General features: G+C 70.1%; 15 protein-coding genes and 1 riboswitch. Of the genes, 11 read left to right on the top strand and 4 right to left on the bottom strand.

Features of this window, described 5'->3' with window-relative positions; translation table 11 throughout:
- Positions 1 to 34: 34 nt before the first annotated feature.
- Positions 35 to 1363, top strand: a complete 1329-nt coding sequence (locus ACFRMN_RS27530) for an enolase C-terminal domain-like protein (protein WP_383024016.1) — start codon at positions 35 to 37, stop codon at positions 1361 to 1363.
- A gap of 115 nt (positions 1364 to 1478) precedes the next feature.
- Here the strand turns inward: ACFRMN_RS27530 and ACFRMN_RS27525 are convergent, their stop codons facing one another.
- Positions 1479 to 1982: an SRPBCC domain-containing protein gene (locus ACFRMN_RS27525; protein WP_383024012.1), complete on the bottom strand. Its 504-nt coding sequence runs from the start codon at positions 1980 to 1982 to the stop codon at positions 1479 to 1481.
- 179 nt (positions 1983 to 2161) lie between these two features.
- Between ACFRMN_RS27525 and ACFRMN_RS27520 the strand changes: the two genes are divergently transcribed.
- Both ACFRMN_RS27520 and ACFRMN_RS27515 read left to right on the top strand, forming a co-directional pair.
- Positions 2162 to 3751: a beta-xylosidase gene (locus ACFRMN_RS27520; RefSeq protein WP_383024009.1), complete on the top strand. Its 1590-nt coding sequence runs from the start codon at positions 2162 to 2164 to the stop codon at positions 3749 to 3751.
- Positions 3752 to 3875: 124 nt separating this feature from the next.
- Entirely contained in the window at positions 3876 to 5087 is a 1212-nt protein-coding gene (locus ACFRMN_RS27515; RefSeq protein WP_383024007.1) for an ROK family protein, read from the top strand.
- A 76-nt stretch (positions 5088 to 5163) separates the two neighbouring features.
- Here the strand turns inward: ACFRMN_RS27515 and ACFRMN_RS27510 are convergent, their stop codons facing one another.
- Complete coding sequence (locus ACFRMN_RS27510; RefSeq protein ID WP_383024004.1) at positions 5164 to 6483, bottom strand: enolase C-terminal domain-like protein; 1320 nt, start codon at positions 6481 to 6483, stop codon at positions 5164 to 5166.
- 191 nt (positions 6484 to 6674) lie between these two features.
- Here ACFRMN_RS27510 and ACFRMN_RS27505 point away from each other — a divergent pair, with 191 nt between their 5' ends.
- The 4 genes from ACFRMN_RS27505 to ACFRMN_RS27490 are packed head-to-tail and all read left to right on the top strand — an operon-like array spanning position 6675 to position 10823.
- The gene (locus tag ACFRMN_RS27505) at positions 6675 to 8000 is read left to right on the top strand and encodes an ABC transporter substrate-binding protein (protein WP_383024160.1); all 1326 of its coding nucleotides are present in this window, start codon (positions 6675 to 6677) and stop codon (positions 7998 to 8000) included.
- Complete coding sequence (locus ACFRMN_RS27500) at positions 7997 to 9010, top strand: carbohydrate ABC transporter permease (RefSeq protein ID WP_383024001.1); 1014 nt, start codon at positions 7997 to 7999, stop codon at positions 9008 to 9010. Before ACFRMN_RS27505 ends, ACFRMN_RS27500 begins: the two co-directional genes overlap by 4 nt.
- Positions 9007 to 9915: a carbohydrate ABC transporter permease gene (locus ACFRMN_RS27495; protein WP_383023999.1), complete on the top strand. Its 909-nt coding sequence runs from the start codon at positions 9007 to 9009 to the stop codon at positions 9913 to 9915. Before ACFRMN_RS27500 ends, ACFRMN_RS27495 begins: the two co-directional genes overlap by 4 nt.
- Positions 9912 to 10823, top strand: coding sequence for an NAD-dependent epimerase/dehydratase family protein (locus tag ACFRMN_RS27490; RefSeq protein ID WP_383023996.1), 912 nt, complete (start codon positions 9912 to 9914; stop codon positions 10821 to 10823). Before ACFRMN_RS27495 ends, ACFRMN_RS27490 begins: the two co-directional genes overlap by 4 nt.
- A 45-nt stretch (positions 10824 to 10868) precedes the next feature.
- On the opposite strand, the gene ACFRMN_RS27485 is transcribed toward ACFRMN_RS27490, so the two are convergent.
- Together ACFRMN_RS27485 and ACFRMN_RS27480 are read right to left on the bottom strand one after the other, a co-directional pair.
- A complete protein-coding gene (locus ACFRMN_RS27485) occupies positions 10869 to 11528 on the bottom strand; it encodes a response regulator (protein ID WP_383023993.1) in 660 nt (219 codons plus the stop codon).
- Between the two features lie 17 nt (positions 11529 to 11545).
- Positions 11546 to 12805, bottom strand: a complete 1260-nt coding sequence (locus ACFRMN_RS27480) for a sensor histidine kinase (protein WP_383023990.1) — start codon at positions 12803 to 12805, stop codon at positions 11546 to 11548.
- Between the two features lie 201 nt (positions 12806 to 13006).
- Between ACFRMN_RS27480 and ACFRMN_RS27475 the strand changes: the two genes are divergently transcribed.
- Genes ACFRMN_RS27475 through ACFRMN_RS27460 form a run of 4 tightly spaced genes read left to right on the top strand, consistent with a single transcriptional unit; the run spans position 13007 to position 16956 of the window.
- Positions 13007 to 14683, top strand: a complete 1677-nt coding sequence (locus ACFRMN_RS27475; protein ID WP_383023987.1) for a hypothetical protein — start codon at positions 13007 to 13009, stop codon at positions 14681 to 14683.
- Positions 14680 to 15120: a hypothetical protein gene (locus ACFRMN_RS27470; RefSeq protein WP_383023984.1), complete on the top strand. Its 441-nt coding sequence runs from the start codon at positions 14680 to 14682 to the stop codon at positions 15118 to 15120. The genes ACFRMN_RS27475 and ACFRMN_RS27470 overlap by 4 nt, the downstream gene beginning before the upstream one ends.
- Positions 15121 to 15180: 60 nt before the next feature.
- Entirely contained in the window at positions 15181 to 16335 is a 1155-nt protein-coding gene (locus ACFRMN_RS27465) for a hypothetical protein (RefSeq protein WP_383023981.1), read from the top strand.
- A 3-nt stretch (positions 16336 to 16338) separates the two neighbouring features.
- Positions 16339 to 16956 carry a hypothetical protein gene (locus ACFRMN_RS27460; RefSeq protein WP_383023979.1) on the top strand — a complete coding sequence of 206 codons (618 nt, stop codon included), beginning with the start codon at positions 16339 to 16341 and terminating at the stop codon, positions 16954 to 16956.
- Between the two features lie 693 nt (positions 16957 to 17649).
- A riboswitch (cyclic di-AMP (ydaO/yuaA leader) is annotated at positions 17650 to 17838 on the top strand.

Raw genomic sequence — 17838 nt, 5'->3', positions numbered from 1 at the left:
AGACAACGACCCCCGATCACGAAGGATTCATGTCATGAGCCAACCCGTCGTCACCCGCTTCTCCGTGTATCCGGTGGCCGGCCGTGACTCCATGCTGCTCAACCTCTCCGGCGCGCACGCCCCGTACTTCACCCGGAACGTCCTGGTCATCGAGGACTCCCAGGGCCGGACGGGACTGGGCGAAGTGCCGGGAGGCGAGGAGATCACCCGCACGCTGCGCGAAGCGGAATCCCTCGTCGTCGGTGCGCGGGTGGGCGACCACCTGAGCGTCCTGCGTGCCATGGGGGAGCGATTCGGTGGCCGTGACGACCGGGGACGGGGCGAGCAGACCTTCGACCTGCGTACCGCGGTGCACGCCGTCACGGCCGTCGAATCCGGACTGCTGGATCTGCTGGGCCAGCATCTGGAGGTACCCGTGGCGGCACTGCTCGGCGACGGCAAGCAGCGTGATTCCGTGCGGGTCCTCGGTTATCTGTTCTACGTGGGCGACCCCGGTCGGACCGACCTGGAGTACGTCCGCGAACCCGACTCCGCCGTGGAGTGGTACCGGATCCGGCGCGAGGAGGCACTGACCCCGGAAGCGATCGTCCGCCAGGCGGAGGCCACGTACGCGCGCTACGGCTTCCGCGACTTCAAGCTCAAGGGCGGTGTGCTGGCGGGCGCCGAGGAGGTCAAGGCGGTACGAGCGCTCAAGGAACGCTTCCCCGAGGCGCGGATCACCCTCGATCCCAATGGGGCCTGGTCGCTGCGGGAAGCCGTCGAGCTGTGCCGGCCCCTGGTCGGCACACTCGCCTACGCCGAGGACCCGTGCGGAGCCGAGAGCGGCTACTCGGGCCGGGAGATCCTCGCGGAGTTCCGCCGCGCCACCGCTCTGCCCACCGCGACCAACATGATCGCGACCGACTGGCGCCAGCTCAGCCACGCGCTGGCGCTGCGGTCCGTCGACATCCCGCTCGCGGACCCGCACTTCTGGACCATGCGGGGGTCGGTGCGGGTGGCCCAGCTGTGCGATGCGACGGGTCTGACATGGGGGTGCCATTCCAACAACCACTTCGACATATCCCTCGCCATGATGGCCCACTGCGGAGCCGCCGCCCCGGGTGACTACAACGCGCTGGACACGCACTGGATCTGGCAGGAGGGCCTGGATCGCCTGACCGTCGAAGCCCCGCGCATCGTCGACGGAGCGGTCGCGGTCGACGACACGCCCGGACTCGGTGTCCGCCTCGACATGGACCGGCTGCTCGCGGCCCATGAGCTCTACCTGGCGAAGGGGCTCTCGGGGCGTGACGACGCCGTCGGGATGCGCTACCTGGTGAACGACTGGACCTTCGACAGCAAGCGTCCCTGCCTGGCGCGGTGAACCGAGTCCGTGAGGCGGCGACCGCGGGGGTGACGACCGCGGGGACGACGACCGCGGGGACGACGACCGCGGGGGGTGATCACGGTGATCACGCGCCGCGCGCTTCGCCACGCGGTCACTCAGGCCGCGCGTTCCCACTCTCCGGTCGCTCGTCCGCCTCGACCAGCCGGGCGAGATTCGCCAAGGCCATGCGGGTGCCCAGCTCATTGTCGGCGGCGGGCACATCGTCGGGAATTCCCTCGTGCACGATCAGGACATCCGTCGCGCCGTCCGCGTCCGCGTCCGCGTCGGTGAGTGTGGTCGTCATCGTCATCGTGCCGCGCAAGCCGGGGTCCGCCGTCTCGAACGCGAACACCTCGGTCACCTGCTCGTCGGGCACGAGCCGTGTGAAGTGGCCGTGGTACGTGTCGGTGTGCGCGCCCGACTTGCCGCCGGCCGTGGGCTCGTCGTAGGTGAGTGAGACACGGAACGTGCCACCTTCGCGGGGATCGAACGCGTGTACGTGGCTGGTCATGCCGTCGGGCACCCGCCATCGTGCGACCGCGTCCGCGTCGAGAAGCGCTCGGTAGACGGCCGCGCGGGGCGCGTTCACGCGTCGGGAGACTCGCGTCGAATGCATGGCCCCAACGTATCGCCGACAGCTCCGTAGTGGCAGGGGCGTGAGCAGTGGTGGCAGTGGTGGCAGTGGTGGCAGTGACGGCGGGGGGTGTCACACGCGGGATGGATATATCAATCATTTTGATTTATCGTCTGTCCCACAGCACCACTGCCTGCCGCACCGGGACGGAAGGAACCACCATGTCGGGCGACATCTTGGTCAGCGCCCTCGCGAACGCCCCCGCGACCCCGCTGCCGCACTTCTGGAGCCGCGTCGTCGGCGCCGGACGCGCCAATGAGGGGCTGCGCGCCGACTGGCAGCGCCAGCTCCGCGAGGCCCACGAGGCGTGCGGCTTCGAGTACATACGCTTCCACGGGCTCTTCCACGACGACATGTTCGTGTACACGGAGCGTGAGGACGGCACCCCCGTCCATAACTTCCAGTACGTCGACGCGCTCTTCGACTTCCTCCTGGACCTCGGGGTCCGGCCGTTCGTGGAGTTCGGCTTCAGCCCGCGTGCCCTCGCCCGGGAGACCAGCACCGTCTTCTGGTGGGGAGCGCACGGCGCCCCGCCCGTGGACCTCGACAAGTGGGCCGCGCTGATCGACGGCATCACCCGCCACTGGATCACCCGGTACGGGATCGAGGAAGTGCGCCGCTGGTACTTCGAGGTGTGGAACGAGGCCAACCTCTGGGGCTTCTTCCACGGCACCCGCTCCGAGTACTTCGAGCTGTACAAGGTCACCGCGGGCGCGGTGAAGAACGTCGACCCGCGGCTGCGCGTCGGCGGCCCCGCCACCTCCAACTTCGTACCCGACGAGCGCTTCGGCGGTGAGTCCGAGGATGTCTCCCGGCGCATCGTCGCCGGCCGCGACGACATCGACGACCTGGAGTGGCGTCCGGTGTGGATGGCGGCCTTCCTGGACTACTGCGCCGGGGAAGGGCTGCCCGTCGACTTCGTCTCCACCCACCCGTACCCCACGGACTGGGCGCTGGACGAGCACGGCCAGGGCGAGAAGCTCACCCGCGGCAAGGACGCCACCCCGGTCGACCTGGCCCTGCTGCGTGATCTGATCGCCAAGAGCCCGTATCCGGAGGCCGAGATCCATCTCACCGAGTGGTCCTCGTCCTCCTCGCCGCGCGACCACACCCATGACACGCTGCCCGCCGCCACCTACGTCACGCGCTCGATCCTGCACTCGCTCGGTACGGTCGACTCGCTCGCGTACTGGACGTTCACGGATGTCTTCGAGGAGGGCGGGGCAGGCGACGAGCTGTTCCACGGCGGCTTCGGAATGATCACGCTGCCCGGGATCCCGAAGCCGACCTTCCACGCGTACCGCATGCTGCACGCCCTCGGCGACGAACTGATCGAGCGCGGCGAGGACCATGTCGTGACCCGCTCGGCCGCCACCGGCCGGATCACCGCTCTCATCCACCACTACCCGCAGGAGGAGCCCAAGTCCGTGCCGGCCTCCTTCGACGACCGGACCATGGCCGAGGCCACCCAGGCCAAGGGCGGGCCCCGGCGGCTGACGCTGGAGATCGGCGAGCTCACGGCCGGCGCGCCCTTCCGCGTCGAGGTGCTGGACTCCGCGCACGGCGACGCCATCGGGGCCTGGCGGGCCCTCGGCTCACCGGCCGCGCCCACCCGCGAGCAACTGGCCCATCTCGACCGGCTGGCCCGTGCCACCGAGGTACGGACCGCCGCCGCCGGTGTGGACGGGGTGCTGCGGCTCGACACGGACGTCAGCCCCTGGTCGCTCGTCCTTGTCGAGCAGCTGGGCTGACACCGGCACAAGCGGGCTTCGCGGACACGGCATACGCCCCAGCCGGTACGATTCCATCGATTTGACGCACCCAGGGAACGGCGGCATCTGGCCGCCGTCCCTTTCCGGGGCCGGGAGACGGATTTTGACGAGCAAGAAGGCGAACGCCGGGAAGGCGTCGATCAGACGCGGCACCAACCTGCCGCGCATGGGGGACTTCAACGAATCCGTCGTCCTGGACGCGATCCGGCGCCACTCCGCGGGCCTGAGCCGGGTCGAACTCGCCCAGGCCACCGGGCTGTCGGCGCAGACCGTCTCCAACATCACCCGCAGGCTGCTCGACCAGGGCGTGGCTCGCGAGTCCGGGAAGCAGAGCACCGGCAGCGGCAAACCGCGTACGCTCCTGCGGATCGCTCCGGGTGCCCGGTACGCCGTGGGCGTGCATCTCGACCCGGCCGTCATCACGTACGTACTGCTCGATCTGCTCGGTACAGTCGTCGCCCAGCGCAGCGAACGGACCCCGCGCGGCGGCGACACCGACCAGGTCGTGGCGGGCATCGCCGCCTCGGTGACCGCGCTGGTGGCCGAGTCGGGGGTGGACAGGGAACGCGTACTGGGCCTGGGGATCGCCGCGCCGGGACCGATCGACGCGGCGGCCGGGCTGGTCGTGGACCCGCCCGAACTGCCCGGCTGGGGCAGCGTTCCACTGCGCGACCAGCTCAGCGAGGCGACCGGCTATCCGGCCCTGCTGGACAAGGACGTGATCGCGGCCGTCGTCGCCGAGCGCTGGTCCGGGGCCGCCACCGAGAGCCGTAACTTCCTCTTCTTCTACCTCGGCACAGGCTCCGGCATGGGGCTGGTCATCGACGACACCGTGCTGCGCGGCGTCTCCGGCAACGTCGGCGAGGTCGGTGGTCTCGGCGCGGCCTGCTCGACCCGGGTCCTGGTCGACGAGGCCATCGCGCTCGGTGTGCTCGGCGGGGAGTTCACCCCCATGGATCCCGGGGACGCCCAGCGCGGCCTTGAGCAGCTGGCGGCCCTCGCCGCGCGGGGAGAGGAGCGGGCCGGCAGCATCATCGACCGCTGGGGGATCCGAATCGGCCGGGGTGTCTGCGCGGCGGCGACGCTCCTGGACGTGGACACCATCGTCTTCGGCGGCCCGATATGGCACCTTCTCGCCGACCGGCTCCTCGCCCTCATCGAGCCGATGGTCGCGCAGTCCCCGTTCGTCAAGCCGATCCATCCCACGCTGGTCATCACCACCGCCGTCGGCGAGAACGTCGCGGCCGTGGGAGCGGCGTCGCTGGTCCTGGACCGGACGCTCTCCGCGCAGCCGAAATCCCTGTTGCTGGGGTGAGCGGCGGGTAGGGGTGAGCCGCGGGTATGCGTGAGGCCCCGCCGGCCGGCGGGGCCTCACGCGTGTACGGCAACGGTCAGGGCCGCTGCACGCTGCCGTCCGTGTTGCGCAGCAGCGCCCAGCGGTCGTGCTCCAGGGGCTCGGTCACCGGGTACCTGCGTACGGCCGACTCGTCGAAGTCGACGCCCAGGCCCGGCTGTTCGGAGGGGTACAGGCGCCCCTCGCGCGGCACGGGCGCACCGGGGAAGACCTCCAGGGTCGCTTCCTTGAAGGCGGCGGCCTCCTGGACGCCGAACGCGGGCGAGCTGATGTCCAGGGCCAGGTTGGCGGCCATGCCGACGGGGCTGACATCGCCGGGGCCGTGCGGCGCCGTCCGTACGCCGAACAGCTCGCAGGCCGCGACGAGTTTGCGGGTGGGCGTCAGGCCGCCCAGGGTGGGGATACGGATCCGGGCGAAGTCGATGACCCGTTGTTCCAGCAGCGGCAGGTACATCGTGATGTCGTGGTAGAGCTCGCCCACCGCGAGCGGGACCGAGCCGGCCCGGCGGAGCTGACCGAAGTGGGCCGCGTCCTCGGGGGCGAGGGCGTCCTCCAGGAAGAACAGCCGCGCGTCCTCCACCTCGTGCACCAGCTCACGGGCCTGCGAGGGCGTCAGCCGCTCGTGCGCGTCGTGCAGCAGCTCCACACCCGTGCCGACCCGCTCACGGATCTCGCGCAGCACGGGCGGGACATGACGCAGATAGCTCAGGGAGTCCCAGCTCCCCGCGCGCAGCCGGCGCCGGCGGGCTTCGGCCTCGTCGCGCGGGGCCGTGCCGTAGGTGTCGGTGCCGGGGACCGCGACCTGGACGCGGACATGGCGGTAACCGCGCTCGGCGGCGGCGAGCACCCGCTCGGCGATCTCGCCCGCCTCCTGGCCGTCCACGTGCGTGTACGCCTCGGCGGCCTCCCGGGCCCTGCCCCCGAGCAGCTGGTGCAGCGGCAGTCCCGCCGCCTTGCCCTTGATGTCCCAGAGCGCCACGTCGACGCCCGCCAGGGCGTTCTGCGCGATCGAACCGCCCCGCCAGTAGCCGCTGTTGAGCAGCAGCCGGTGCAGGTCCTCGATGTCGTGCGGGTCGCGGCCGAGCAGCATCGGACCGAAGTAGTCGTCGACGACCGAACGGATCGCGAGGGTGCGCTGCGGGTCGCTGGCGCAGCCGAGCCCGTACAGACCGGGCTGGTTCGTCTCCACGCGCACGATCACGTACGGACAGCCCTGCGGGGCGCACAGGAAGGTACGGACCGCTGTCACCCGCAGGGAGTCGGAGCCCTGCGCGGAGCCGGAGCCGGATCGTGCCCAGGGGGCCGGGGCCAGTACCTCCGCGCTCTCCGTCGTATCCCGTGTCTTCGCTGCCGTCATGGGTTCCCTCCGAGGTGATGGCACGTCCGTGTTTTCCGGGTGTTACAACTGTTGACACCGTACATCAAGTCGATTTAGATTCGCAGCGTCATAGAGGAGCTGGACGGACAGCCCCGAAGAAAGGCGCTGGGAACGTGATACGACTTCTCCCAGCCGCGCGTCGCACCTCGATACTCGCTTCGGTCGCCGCCATGGGCGTGCTGATCGCGGGATGTGGTTCGGACGGCGGAAATGGTGCCGGACGCGATGAACTTTCCATGTGGACCTTTAAACAGTCCCATGTGGCCGCCCTCCAGGCGGCAGCGGAAAAGTTCACCGCCGCGACCGGGACAAAGGTGAATATTCAGGCGGTGACGCCGGATGATGCCTTTCTGACCAAGGTTCAGGCCGCGGCCCGCACCAATGATCTGCCCGATGTGCTCGAAGTGCACGCCAACGGCGACGACCTCGCGTTCGGCGGGGCGGGACTGCTGGAAGACCTCTCCAAGGACGTCGACCAGAAATGGCTGGACCAATACCTCCCTCAGGTCCTCACGGACGGCACGGTCACGCCCGATGTCTACAAGGCGTCGCTCACCGAGGGCTCCAAGACCCAGGGTGTCCAACTGGGGCAGCGATTCAGTGTGCCGCTCACCGTCGGAACCCAGGGCGTCGTCTATATGAACAAGAGCCGCGCGGCGAAGGCCGGGGTCACCCGGGCGCCCGCCACCTGGGAGGAATTCATCGACGCCCTCGACAAGGTGAAGCGGGCATACCCCGATAACGGCGGGGTGACCGTCGGTGTGAAGCAGCCCTCCACGGCTCTCGAATGGCTGATGCAGCCGATGGCGTTCGGGATGCTCGGAAAGCAGAAGTTCGAGGCGCTCTTCGGCCGGGACGCCGCTCAGGGCTGGTCGTCACCGAACGGCCAGAAGGTTCTGAACACCTACAACCAGGTGACCCCGTACTGGATGCCGGGCACCCAGTCCAAGGGGATCGACGAGGCGGATCTCGCCTTCGCCCAGGGCAAGGCGTCCTTCGACATCGGCGGCACCTACACGCTGGCGTTTCTCGCCGAGAACGGCTACGACGCGGACAATCTCATGACGTTTCCCGTGCCGCCGCCGAAGGACGCGGCCATCCCCGGCCTCCAGCTCTCGCCCTTCTCGCTCACGGGTCTGTCCATCACCCGGAAATCGGAGAAGAAGGACGAGGCGCTGCAATGGCTGAAGTTCCTCTCCAGGGACGATGTCGCGGCCGACTTCGGAAAACAGGCACTCGACGTGCCGCCGAATGATCTCGACAAGAAGCAGAGCGCGGCGCTCGGCCCGGTCCTGAATTCCATGGAAGCGGCCTTCGGCTCCGGCAAGAATTCCTACAACGCCGGCTATACCGCCTACCGTCCCAGCCTGTACGACCCCGGAAAGGTCGGAGCCGTACTGGCCCAGTTCACTCCGCTGAAGTCACGCAGCGCGGAAAGCACGGGTGGCCAGATGAGTTCCATGATCAAGTCCTACTGGTCGGAGCAGAACAAATGACGGCCGCGACCGGTACGGCGACGGCCGCCGGCACCGGGAAAGGCGCGCGCTCCTCGTCCGCCGGGGAGCCCGGCGGCGGCACACCTCGCCGCGGACTCTTCGGGGGACTGCGCGAGAAGCGCAAGCAGGCCGTCTGGGGCTATCTCTTCGTCGCTCCCGCGATCGTCCTGTTCGCCGTCATGGGCGTCTACACGATCGTCTACGGCTTCTCGCTGAGCTTCGCCCAGTGGAACGGCTTCTGGCCCGAGTGGAACTGGCGCGGCTTCCGGAACTACTCGGATCTGCTCGGCGGCAGCCCGACGTACTGGCCGATCGTGAAGAAGGCCGCGGTCAACACCCTGTGGGTCGTCATCGCGGTCCCCCTGCTCACGGTGCTCGTCGCGTTCCCGCTCGCCCTCGTACTGAACCAGGTCAAGCGCTTCCAGGGCGTCCTGCGCTCCGTCTACTTCGTGCCCTACGTGACGACCGGGATCGCCGTCTACTTCGCCTGGAACTACATCCTGGAGCCCAACGGCGCCGTCAACCTGCTGCTGAAGTCCGTCGGCCTCGGCTCGCTCCAGCAGCCCCAGGGCTGGCTCGGCAACCCGGACACCGCCCTGGCCACGATGATCGTCGTCATGGTCTGGTCGGCCGTGCCGGTGGCGATGCTGCTGTATCTGACCGGGCTCCAGTCGCTGGACAGCTCCCTGCTGGAGGCCGCGCAGATCGACGGCGCCGGCTGGCTGCGCTCGACCACGACCGTCGTGTGGCCGCTCATGAAGCCCATCACCGTTGTCGTGCTCCTGCTCAATGTGCGTGACTCCCTCCAGGGCTTCCAGTCCTTCCTGATCATGACCAACGGCGGTCCGGGCGACTCCACGAGCGTGCTCGGTCTTGAGACCTACCGGCTCGCCTTCCTCTCCGAGCTGTCCCCGACGCTGGGTCTCGCCAGCGCCCTGGGCTGGCTCCTGTTCCTGGCGGCCCTCGTCGTCGCCTTCATCAACCAGCGGGTGATGAGGAGGATGGGATGAGCGGCGAAACGTTTTCCCAGCCGCGGCGGGCGGGCATCCGCGTCCAGGACCGGACCGTGCCGCGGACCGGCGGCCGCAAGCCCGTCGGCCGGACCGTCGTCCGCACCATCGTCGGGATCGCGCTCGCCGCCTACGCGGCGGTCAGCGTCTATCCGTTCCTGTGGATGGTCTCGGCGGCCTTCAAGACCAACAAGGAGGTGCAGGAGGGCGGTCATCTCATACCGCACGACCCGACTCTCCGTACCTTCGCCGACACCTGGAACAAGCTCGACTTCTTCGACTACTTCCTCAACAGCGTCAAGGTCACCGTCCTGACGACCGTGCTGGTCGTGGTGGTCTACTCGGCCGCCTCGTACGCCTTCTCCGTACTGGCGTTCCCCGGCAAGAAGTGGCTGTACCGGCTGTTCCTGGTACTGCTCTTCGTCCCCGGAGTGGTGACACTGCTGCCGATCGTGCTGCTGGAGAGCAAGCTCGACATCCTCGGCACCCACTGGGGCCTGATCCTGCCGTTCGTCAACGGCAGCGCCCCGCTGGCGATCCTGATGCTGACCAACGCCTTCAGCTCGGTACCGGGGGAGCTGCGCGAGGCGGCGCGCATGGACGGCGCGGGCGAGCTGCGGATCTTCAGCCGGATCTATCTGCCGCTGGCCCGGCCCGCGGTCATCACGATCGCGCTGCTCACGGCCATCCCGACGTGGAACGAATACCAGCTCACCCGGATCTCGCTGAACGACCCGCACACATACACGCTGCCCATCGCGCTCCAGGCGATGCAGTCGCAGAGTGTCGTGCAGTACAACTCGCTGATGGCGGCGGCGCTGATCATGGTGGTCCCGGTGATCGTCCTGTTCCTGTGCGCCCAGCGCTATTTCGTCAACGGACTGATGGGAGCTGTCAAGGGATGAGTGAACGGACGGTACGGAAGAGCGGCCGGACGGTACTGGTGACGGGCGCGGCCGGCGGGATCGGCCGGGCCGTCGTGGCGGACCTCATCGGCGCGGGCTTCCGCGTCGTGGGCGCCGACCTGGAGCGGGGTGACAGCGAGGACGGCTGTGTCCGGTTCGTCACCGGCGACCTCAGCGAGGCGAAGACGGTGACGGAGTGCTTCGCCGCCGCCCGGAAGGCGGCGGACGAGGACGGTGTGTTCGCCGGGGTCGTGCATCTCGCGGCGTACCCGGCGCCCGGCATCGTGTCGGAGGACGAGACCCTGCGCGCCAACGTCCTCGCCGCCTACCTGGTGTTCCAGGAGGCGGGCCGGCTCGGGGTGCCGCGCGTGGTCGGCGCCTCCAGCGCGTCGGCCGTCGGTATCGCGTGGGCCGACCGGGATCTGCACCCGGTGTACGTCCCCGTCGATGAGGACCACCCGGACCTCACCGTCGACTCCTACGGTCTGTCCAAGGTCATGTCGGAGAAGGCCGCGGAGTTCACGACTCGGCGCTACGGCACGGTGACCGTCATGCTGCGGTTCCCGTTCGTCGGGGCCGGCGCCCGGCTGCGGGAACGGCTGGCCGAGGTGCACGGCGACCCCGCGTCCAACCGCCGTGAACTGTGGGGGTGGCTGCACACCCCGGACGCGGCCCGAGCCGTACGGGCCGCCCTGACGGCCGACCTCACGGGCCACCATGTCGTCAATGTGGCCGCGCCCGACAGCGCCGCTCTGGAACCCACCCGGGAACTGCTGGCGGCGTACCACCCCACCAGCGAGATCCGGGGCGCGCTCGACGGACACGCGTCGCCGTTCGACACCACCCGCAGCCGCGAACTCCTCGGGTTCACCGCGGCGCGGCGGGAGGACATCACGGAGACGGACTGAGCCGCGCGCCCCGCCCGTCGGCCGAGGACGCCCGCCGACGGCCCGTCAGCCCGGACGTCGGGCGAGGCCGTGGAGATGGGCGTAGACCACCGCGTGGACGCGGTCGCGCAGGTTGAGCTTGGTGAGGATCCGGGAGACATGGGTCTTGACCGTTTCATCGCCGATGCCCAGCCGGGCGGCGATCTCGGCGTTGCTGTGCGCGGCGGCCAGCTGGAGCAGCACCTCGTACTCGCGGGCGGTGAGCTGGTCGAGTTCGGGCGGGGCCGGGGGCGGCGCGATGCTGCCGGTGAAGCGGGCGATCAGGCGCCGGGTCACCGACGGGTCGATGAGAGCGTCCCCCCGGGCGGCGACGCGTACCGCCGCGATGAGCTCTTCCGGCGGCAGGCTCTTGAGAAGGAAGCCGCTGGCTCCGGCCCGCAGGGCCTGGTGGACGTACGCGTCGTCGTCGTAGGTGGTCAGAACGATCACTTTGGTGGTGTTGTCCGGGCGGGCCAGGATGTTTTCGGTGGCCCGCAGCCCGTCCAGGCGCGGCATCCGGATGTCGAGGATGGCCACGTCGGGGCGGAGCCTGATGACTTCGCTCACCGCCGTGCCGCCGTCGGCGACCTCCGCGACACACTCAAGATCGGGCTGCGTCTCCAGGACGGCGCGCAGCCCGGAACGGAACATGGCGTGGTCGTCGGAGAGCAGGATGCGCACCTTCATGGCTGGGTCCCGGGGGCTCATGAGCGGTCCAGGGGGAAGGCCACCGCGGTGGTCCAGGCGGTGCCGTCGGGCGTCGGGCCGTAAGTGGCCGACCCGTTGAACAGAGCGGCGCGGCCGCGTATCCCGGCCAGTCCGCGCTGCGCGGAGTCGGGCGGGCGGCGCGGCCGGAGGGAGCGGGGGAGGGGGTTGGCGGCGGTCACGGTGAGCGAGGTGTCCGTGTAGGCCAGCTCCACCTCCACCCGGCTGCCGTCCCCGTGCCGCAGGGCATTGGTGAGCAGTTCCTGCACGATCCGGTATACGGCGATGTCCAGGGACTCCGGGAGTACGGGAGGGGTGCCGCGCGTGGTGAGGCGCGCCGTCAGTCCCGCGGAGTCCACGGCGCGCAGGAGCTCGTCGATGTTGTCCAGACCGGGCTGGCGCGCACCCCGGGAGTGGTTGCCGTGCAGGAAGTCCAGGAGCCGCCGCAGATCGAGCATGGCGGCGCGGCTGGACTTCTCGACGGCGGTCAGCGAGCCGGCGAGCGCCGTGGTGTCGGGGGAGGTGGTGAGCCCCAGGCGGGCGGCGCCCGCGTGCACACCGATCGCGCTGACATGGTGGGCGATCACATCGTGCAGATCGCGGGCGATGGCGCTGCGCTCCTCCGCGATCGCCTCGGTCAGCGCCTGCCTGGCGTGGTTCCGCTCGCGCTCCGAACGCTGCTCCAGCTCGGCGATGTAGGCCCGGCGTGTGGTGGTGTACCGGCCCACCAGCCAGGGCAGCAGGGCGTTCTGCATCGCCTGGATGAGAAGCAGATGGATCTGGGCGAGCCCCGCACCGGCGATCAGACTCGACGCGACGATTCCGGTTGCCAGACCGGCCAGCGATACGGCGGCCGGGCGCAGTGTCAGCCAGGCGCCCGCGCGGTACGCCGAGATGAGCAGGCCCGCGTCGTTGAGATCGGGCAGGGGCCGGCCGTCGGGGAGGAAGGCCGCGCAGGTCACCAGCAGGGCCGCCTGGGCGAGCGCCACCACCCCCGACCTCCGGGCCGAGGTGGCAAGCGCCGCGTCCACGAGCACGATCGCCGCCAGGACGAGCCAGTTCCAGAGGCCGGGGTAGGAGTGGAAACCTTCGAACCGGAACGACAGGGTGTCCACCACCACGCAGACCACGGCGACCAGCAGGGACTGGCGGGTCAGGGGTCCGCTGATGTCGCGGGCGCCCGCGAGCAGCGCGGTGCCCAGGCCGCGCAGCCTCCTCCGCGCGGGCCGTGGCGCCGTGTCGCGCCGGTGGTTCCTCATACGTCGTCTCGATTCCATGTCGCGCCGGGCCGCCTGTGCCGCCTGTGCCGTCCGTACCGCGTGGCTGCCCGTACCGCGTGGTGGTGCCGCCTGCCCCGATGATGCCGGGCCGTACGTACCGGCGGGTCCCCCGAACGGGGGACCCGGGATCCCCTGTCTCCGTGACGACGGCGTCCGGCGGGGTTCCTAATCTCTGCCGGGATGAACGACAACGTACTCAAACGCCGCCCGCGCGCGCTGGTGGCCGTGCTGCTGTGCGCCGTGGGTCTGCTGTTCGTGGCGAGTCCCCCCGCCGGGGCGGACGGCGGATCGAGCGGCGGGGACCTTCAGGTCGCCCAGACGCTCGGCGACCGCGAGCTGACGGTCACCCTGCGCCGCGTCACCGGTGTCCCCGGACCACTCCATGTGGATGTGCTCACCCACACGGGCACGCCCGCCGGACGGCTCCGGCTCGCGGCCACCCCGACAGGCATCTCCACGAACGCCTCGGCGGCGGCCACCTCCGGCACCGCCACCAGCACGGCCTCCGTCACCCTGGGCGCCACCCCGGGCTCGTACTCCGCCGTTCTGCGAGTCGACGGAGCCGGGCCGTGGGAGCTGTCGCTCGACGACGGCCGGCGTACGGCGAAGATCCCCTTCGTCGTCCCCGCACAGACCGCCTCCCCGCCCGAACTCACCGTGTACGCGGGCTTCGTCACGGCGGGGGTCCTCATCCTGATCACGCTCGTCGTCGCGGTCCGTGCCCGCCGGGGCTGGTGGGTGACGGTGCCCGCGGGCGGGGCGGTCGCCGCGCTCGCCACGGCGGTCACCGGCGCGCTGCTCTCCGCCTCCCTGCCCCTGCCGCCCGAGCAGGGGCAGCAGGTGGATCCCACCATCGACGGCGTCGCCCGCCCCTACTCCCTCGTCAGACCGCTGACAAGCGACTACTCACGTCCACCGGCCTCCTTCGTGCTGCGGCCCGTGACCGCCGGCGCCGGGGACGCCGCCGACCTGCGCTTCTCCCTGTACGACGGCTCCACCGGCCTGCCCGCGGACGATCTCGTCGTCCACGACGGGGCGCTATTGCATCTGCTGGTGATCGGGCCGTCCGGTGAGCTCTGGCATCTGCACCCCATCAGGACGGGACCCGGTGCCTTCGACGTACGGCTGCGGCTGCCCGCGGCAGGTCACTACGCGGTGTCCGCCGAGTTCGCCCGGCGTGGAGGGGGCGTACAGCAGATTCGCTCCGCCACCGGGTTCGAGGCGGAGAAGCCCCCGGGCCCCGCGCCGGGCGGCGCCGTACGGGCCACCTCCCCCGGCACCACACCCGCCCCGGAGCCGCCGTCGGGTCCCGGCACCACGCGGACCGTCGGGGGCGTACCGGTACGGCTCACCGCGCCGTCACTGACCGCGGGCAGGCCCAGTGCGCTGACCGCCCGCATCGGGGATACGGCGACCTTGCAGCCCTGGCTCGGCATGGTCGGGCACATGATCGTCGTCGGACCGCTGTCCCGGGCGGACGCGACCCGCACCACCGGACTGGGAGAAGCGGCCCACGACGCCGAGGTCTGGGCCCATGCCCACTCCATGGGCGGCATGTCGCATGAATCGTCACATTCAGCACACTCCGGGCACGACATGGAGGGCATGAGCGGCACGCACCCGGATCGGACGTCGGGAGGTTCCCCGGATACGCGATCGATGAGCGGCCTCATGCCGCTCAACGGCGACAGCCCGGCCGACGAGACCGTCGCCGCCTACGGCCCGGACGCCACGTTCGTCTACACCTTCCCGGCCCCCGGCCACTACCGCGTCTGGATCCAGGCGGAGCGGGACAACACCATCCTGACCGTCCCCTATCTGCTCCAGGTCACCTCACCCTCAGGGGGCACGCCATGACCGGACCTCTCGCGCCGCCGGTCCGCCGGGGTCTGCTCGGCGCGGCCGCCCTGGCCGCCGTCGCGGCGTCCGTACTGGCGATCGGGGCGATCCTGCCGGGCCACGCCACCGATACGACCCTGACCGGCGGCACCGCCCGGGAGGTGGTGACCCTCACCGTCTCCCCTCCCCGTACCGGTACAGCCACCGTCGACGTCCGCCTGACGCCTCGTCGGAACACCGAGGCCACCGGCCCGGCGACGGTCGTCACGGCGCAGGCCGTCCTGCCGACCGCGGGACACGCGACCCCCGCGGCCACCGCGACCCCGGACGGGAGAGGCGGCTACCGCGTCTCCGGCGTCCATCTGATGATGCCCGGCCGCTGGGAACTCCTGATCGGCATCGAAGGGGACGGCCGCCGGGACCGCCTTGTCTTCCCCCTCACCGTCACCGGCTGAGCGGCCTCGTTACCCCCGTACGCGACCGACGACCCACCCCCCCACCGGAAAGAAGCCGCGATGAACCCCATCTCCGCAACCGTTCCCCACGACCTGGCCCCGCCACGCCGCGCGGGCCTCGTCCGGACGTACGGGCAGCCGGGCGTCCTCGGCGCCTACCTCGTACTGGCCGGCACGCTGGTGTCACTGATCGGCATCAGCTGGGACGTCCAATGGCACGTCGACGTCGGCCCGGACACCTTCTTCACCCTCTCCCATCTCCTGCTGTACTCCGGCAGCGCCGTCGCCGGTCTCACCAGCCTGGTCATGGTGGTGCGCGCCACCGCCGCGCAGCGCGCGGGACGCCCGGCCGAGCGAGCCGTCGGCGGCAGCCCCGTCCGGGTGTTCGGCGGGACCTTCACGGCGCCCCTGGGGTATCTGGTCGCCGGGACGGGCGGTGCGCTCTTCCTGCTCTACGGGCTGCTGGATCTGTGGTGGCACTCCCTGTACGGATTCGACGCCGTACTCGACTCACCACCGCACGTCGGGCTGTTCGTCTCGATCTCGCTCACGATGGTCGGCAGCGTCATCGTCTTCGCCGCGGCCCGCGCGGAACGCTGGGGCCGGGTCGGACTGATCGTCAGCATCCCTGTCCTGATGACGTTCAGCCCCATCACCACCAACGCCTTCGCCGCCCTGCCCCTGCCCTTCGAACCGGTCGTCGCGGGTACCGTCTTCTTCGCCGTCCTCCTGGTCATCATGGGAGGGCTCACCCTCGGCCGGGGAGCCGTCCTCGCCATCAGCGCCACCCTCGCCGCCATCCAGGGCTTCCTGTGGTGGTTCTCCCCCTGGGCCTCTCATGTCTACGCCGCCTCGCAGGGCCTGCCGCTGCGCGACAACCTCGGCAACCAGGCTCCGGAACTGCCCGCGAGCATCCCCATGTTCATGCTCCTGGCGGCGGCTGTCATCGAAACGCTGCTGTGGCTGGGCTCGACGCGTGGCTGGTCGAACCGGTGGCTGCCCCAGCTTCTGGGCGCGTCCGGCGGACTGGTGATCAGCGTCTCGGTGCTCCTCCAGAAGTCCCTGCTCGGTGATTCCGGCACTCCCGACGCCGCCGGTCTGCTGGCCGCCGCCGTCGTGGGCCTGGCCTTCGGCGCCCTCGCCGGCTTCCTCGGCGCGCGCTTCGCCGTCATCCTGCGCGCCAATACCCCGACCTCAAGCCCGGAAGGCAACTGATCCGTGCACAGCCATCTCACCGGCCCCGCCCCGGCGCCGTCCTCACGCACCACCACTCCCCGGCCCCCGGCCCGCCGCGTACGCTCCCTGGTCCTCGCGCTGTCCGCGGTGGCGGCCCTGCTCTTCGCGTCGGCCACGCCGGCCGCCGCCTACGAGCCAGTCGGGATCGTGCACACCGAACGCGTCCAGGCGGGCCCGTACAGCCTGACCATCGGGTTCTCCACCTGGCCGCTGCGTGCCATGCAGTCGCTGGACTTCACCTTCGCCCCCGAAGGAGGGATAGCGGGCAAATCGGGCACGCTCACCCGTGACGCCACCGGCCTCGACTCCGGTGACCGCGTCACCCCGCTGGCGCGCCACCCCCGCAAACTCGATGTCTGGGGTCTGGACATCAAGTCCTTCCCCGACCCGGGCGACGTGGCGCTCACCTTCGCCATCGACGGCCCCGAGGGTCATGGCACGGGGACCCTCAAGCACCTGACCGTCCTCGACCAGCCGGGCCCGCCCCTGTCGCTGAGCTGGAGCGTCTGCGCCCTGCCCGTCCTCGGGCTGATCGCCTTCCTGGTCATCGCCTGGCGGCGCAACGAACCGGCGCGCCGGCTCGCCGAGTTGGGCATATAGCGCGGAACGCGCGCTGTGCGCGCAGGCGGCCGAAGGGGGAGCGTGGGACTGGACCACGCTCCCCCTTCGGCCGCGAACTGCCTTTTGCCGAAGGGGTGGTCGTCGCTTTCGATCCACTCTTCGGTGAAAGGCTGCCACGGAACTGACACGTGGCCCGCCCGTGTTCGGAAACGATAGAAGGTCAGAAACGCGCACGGCTCCGCCAATTCGATGGCGTTGAGCGGTTCAATGGCCGCGAGAAGCGGCTCGCACGGGGGCCGCAGGGGTTCGCGAGAGGCCGCCAAGGGCGGCTTCCGAATTACGCGATCATGCGCGATACGGCGGCCCTTGTGAGGCGCCCGCATTTCCGGTCATGGGTGGGACTGTCGAGGTCGGACCGACCAGGCCACATCACGCCTTTATGGGCGATTTATGTCTGTTCTCCCCGAAGTCCATTTATGTAGCGTTTACGCGGCTTTCCATGCTCTGCTCGGTGTCGTGACCTGGACATTTCCGTCATGGGCGTGATGTGTGTCACGTAAGTTCCCGGTCGCGGGCCCGCCTCCTCGTCCATTTCGCGCGCGGGGAAGGCGAGTTGAGTTCCCCGGTATCGGGCCGATAACGAGATCATTTCGGGCCGGATTCACGAATTGGATTCCGTTGTGAATTCAGGGCTTGTTTCGTCCGGGCGTCCTCGCTTACGTTCTCGTCACTCCGGATGGAACGCCGAATCCTGCCGCTGTCCGGAGCCCCACACCCACCCACGTCCGGCAGGAGCGGGGGACCCAGGTAAGTCGCCGATCCGTACTCCGGACCGGCTTGGGGTTAAGCCGCGTTCACAGTGCGGCCGGGCATCTCCAGTCCGAACCCGACAGCTCACCTCGCAGGCGCAGGAGAGGAATT

Source organism: Streptomyces sp. NPDC056835, assembly GCF_042789485.1.
Classification (GTDB): domain Bacteria; phylum Actinomycetota; class Actinomycetes; order Streptomycetales; family Streptomycetaceae; genus Streptomyces.
This window is presented reverse-complemented; position numbering and strand designations above follow the sequence as displayed.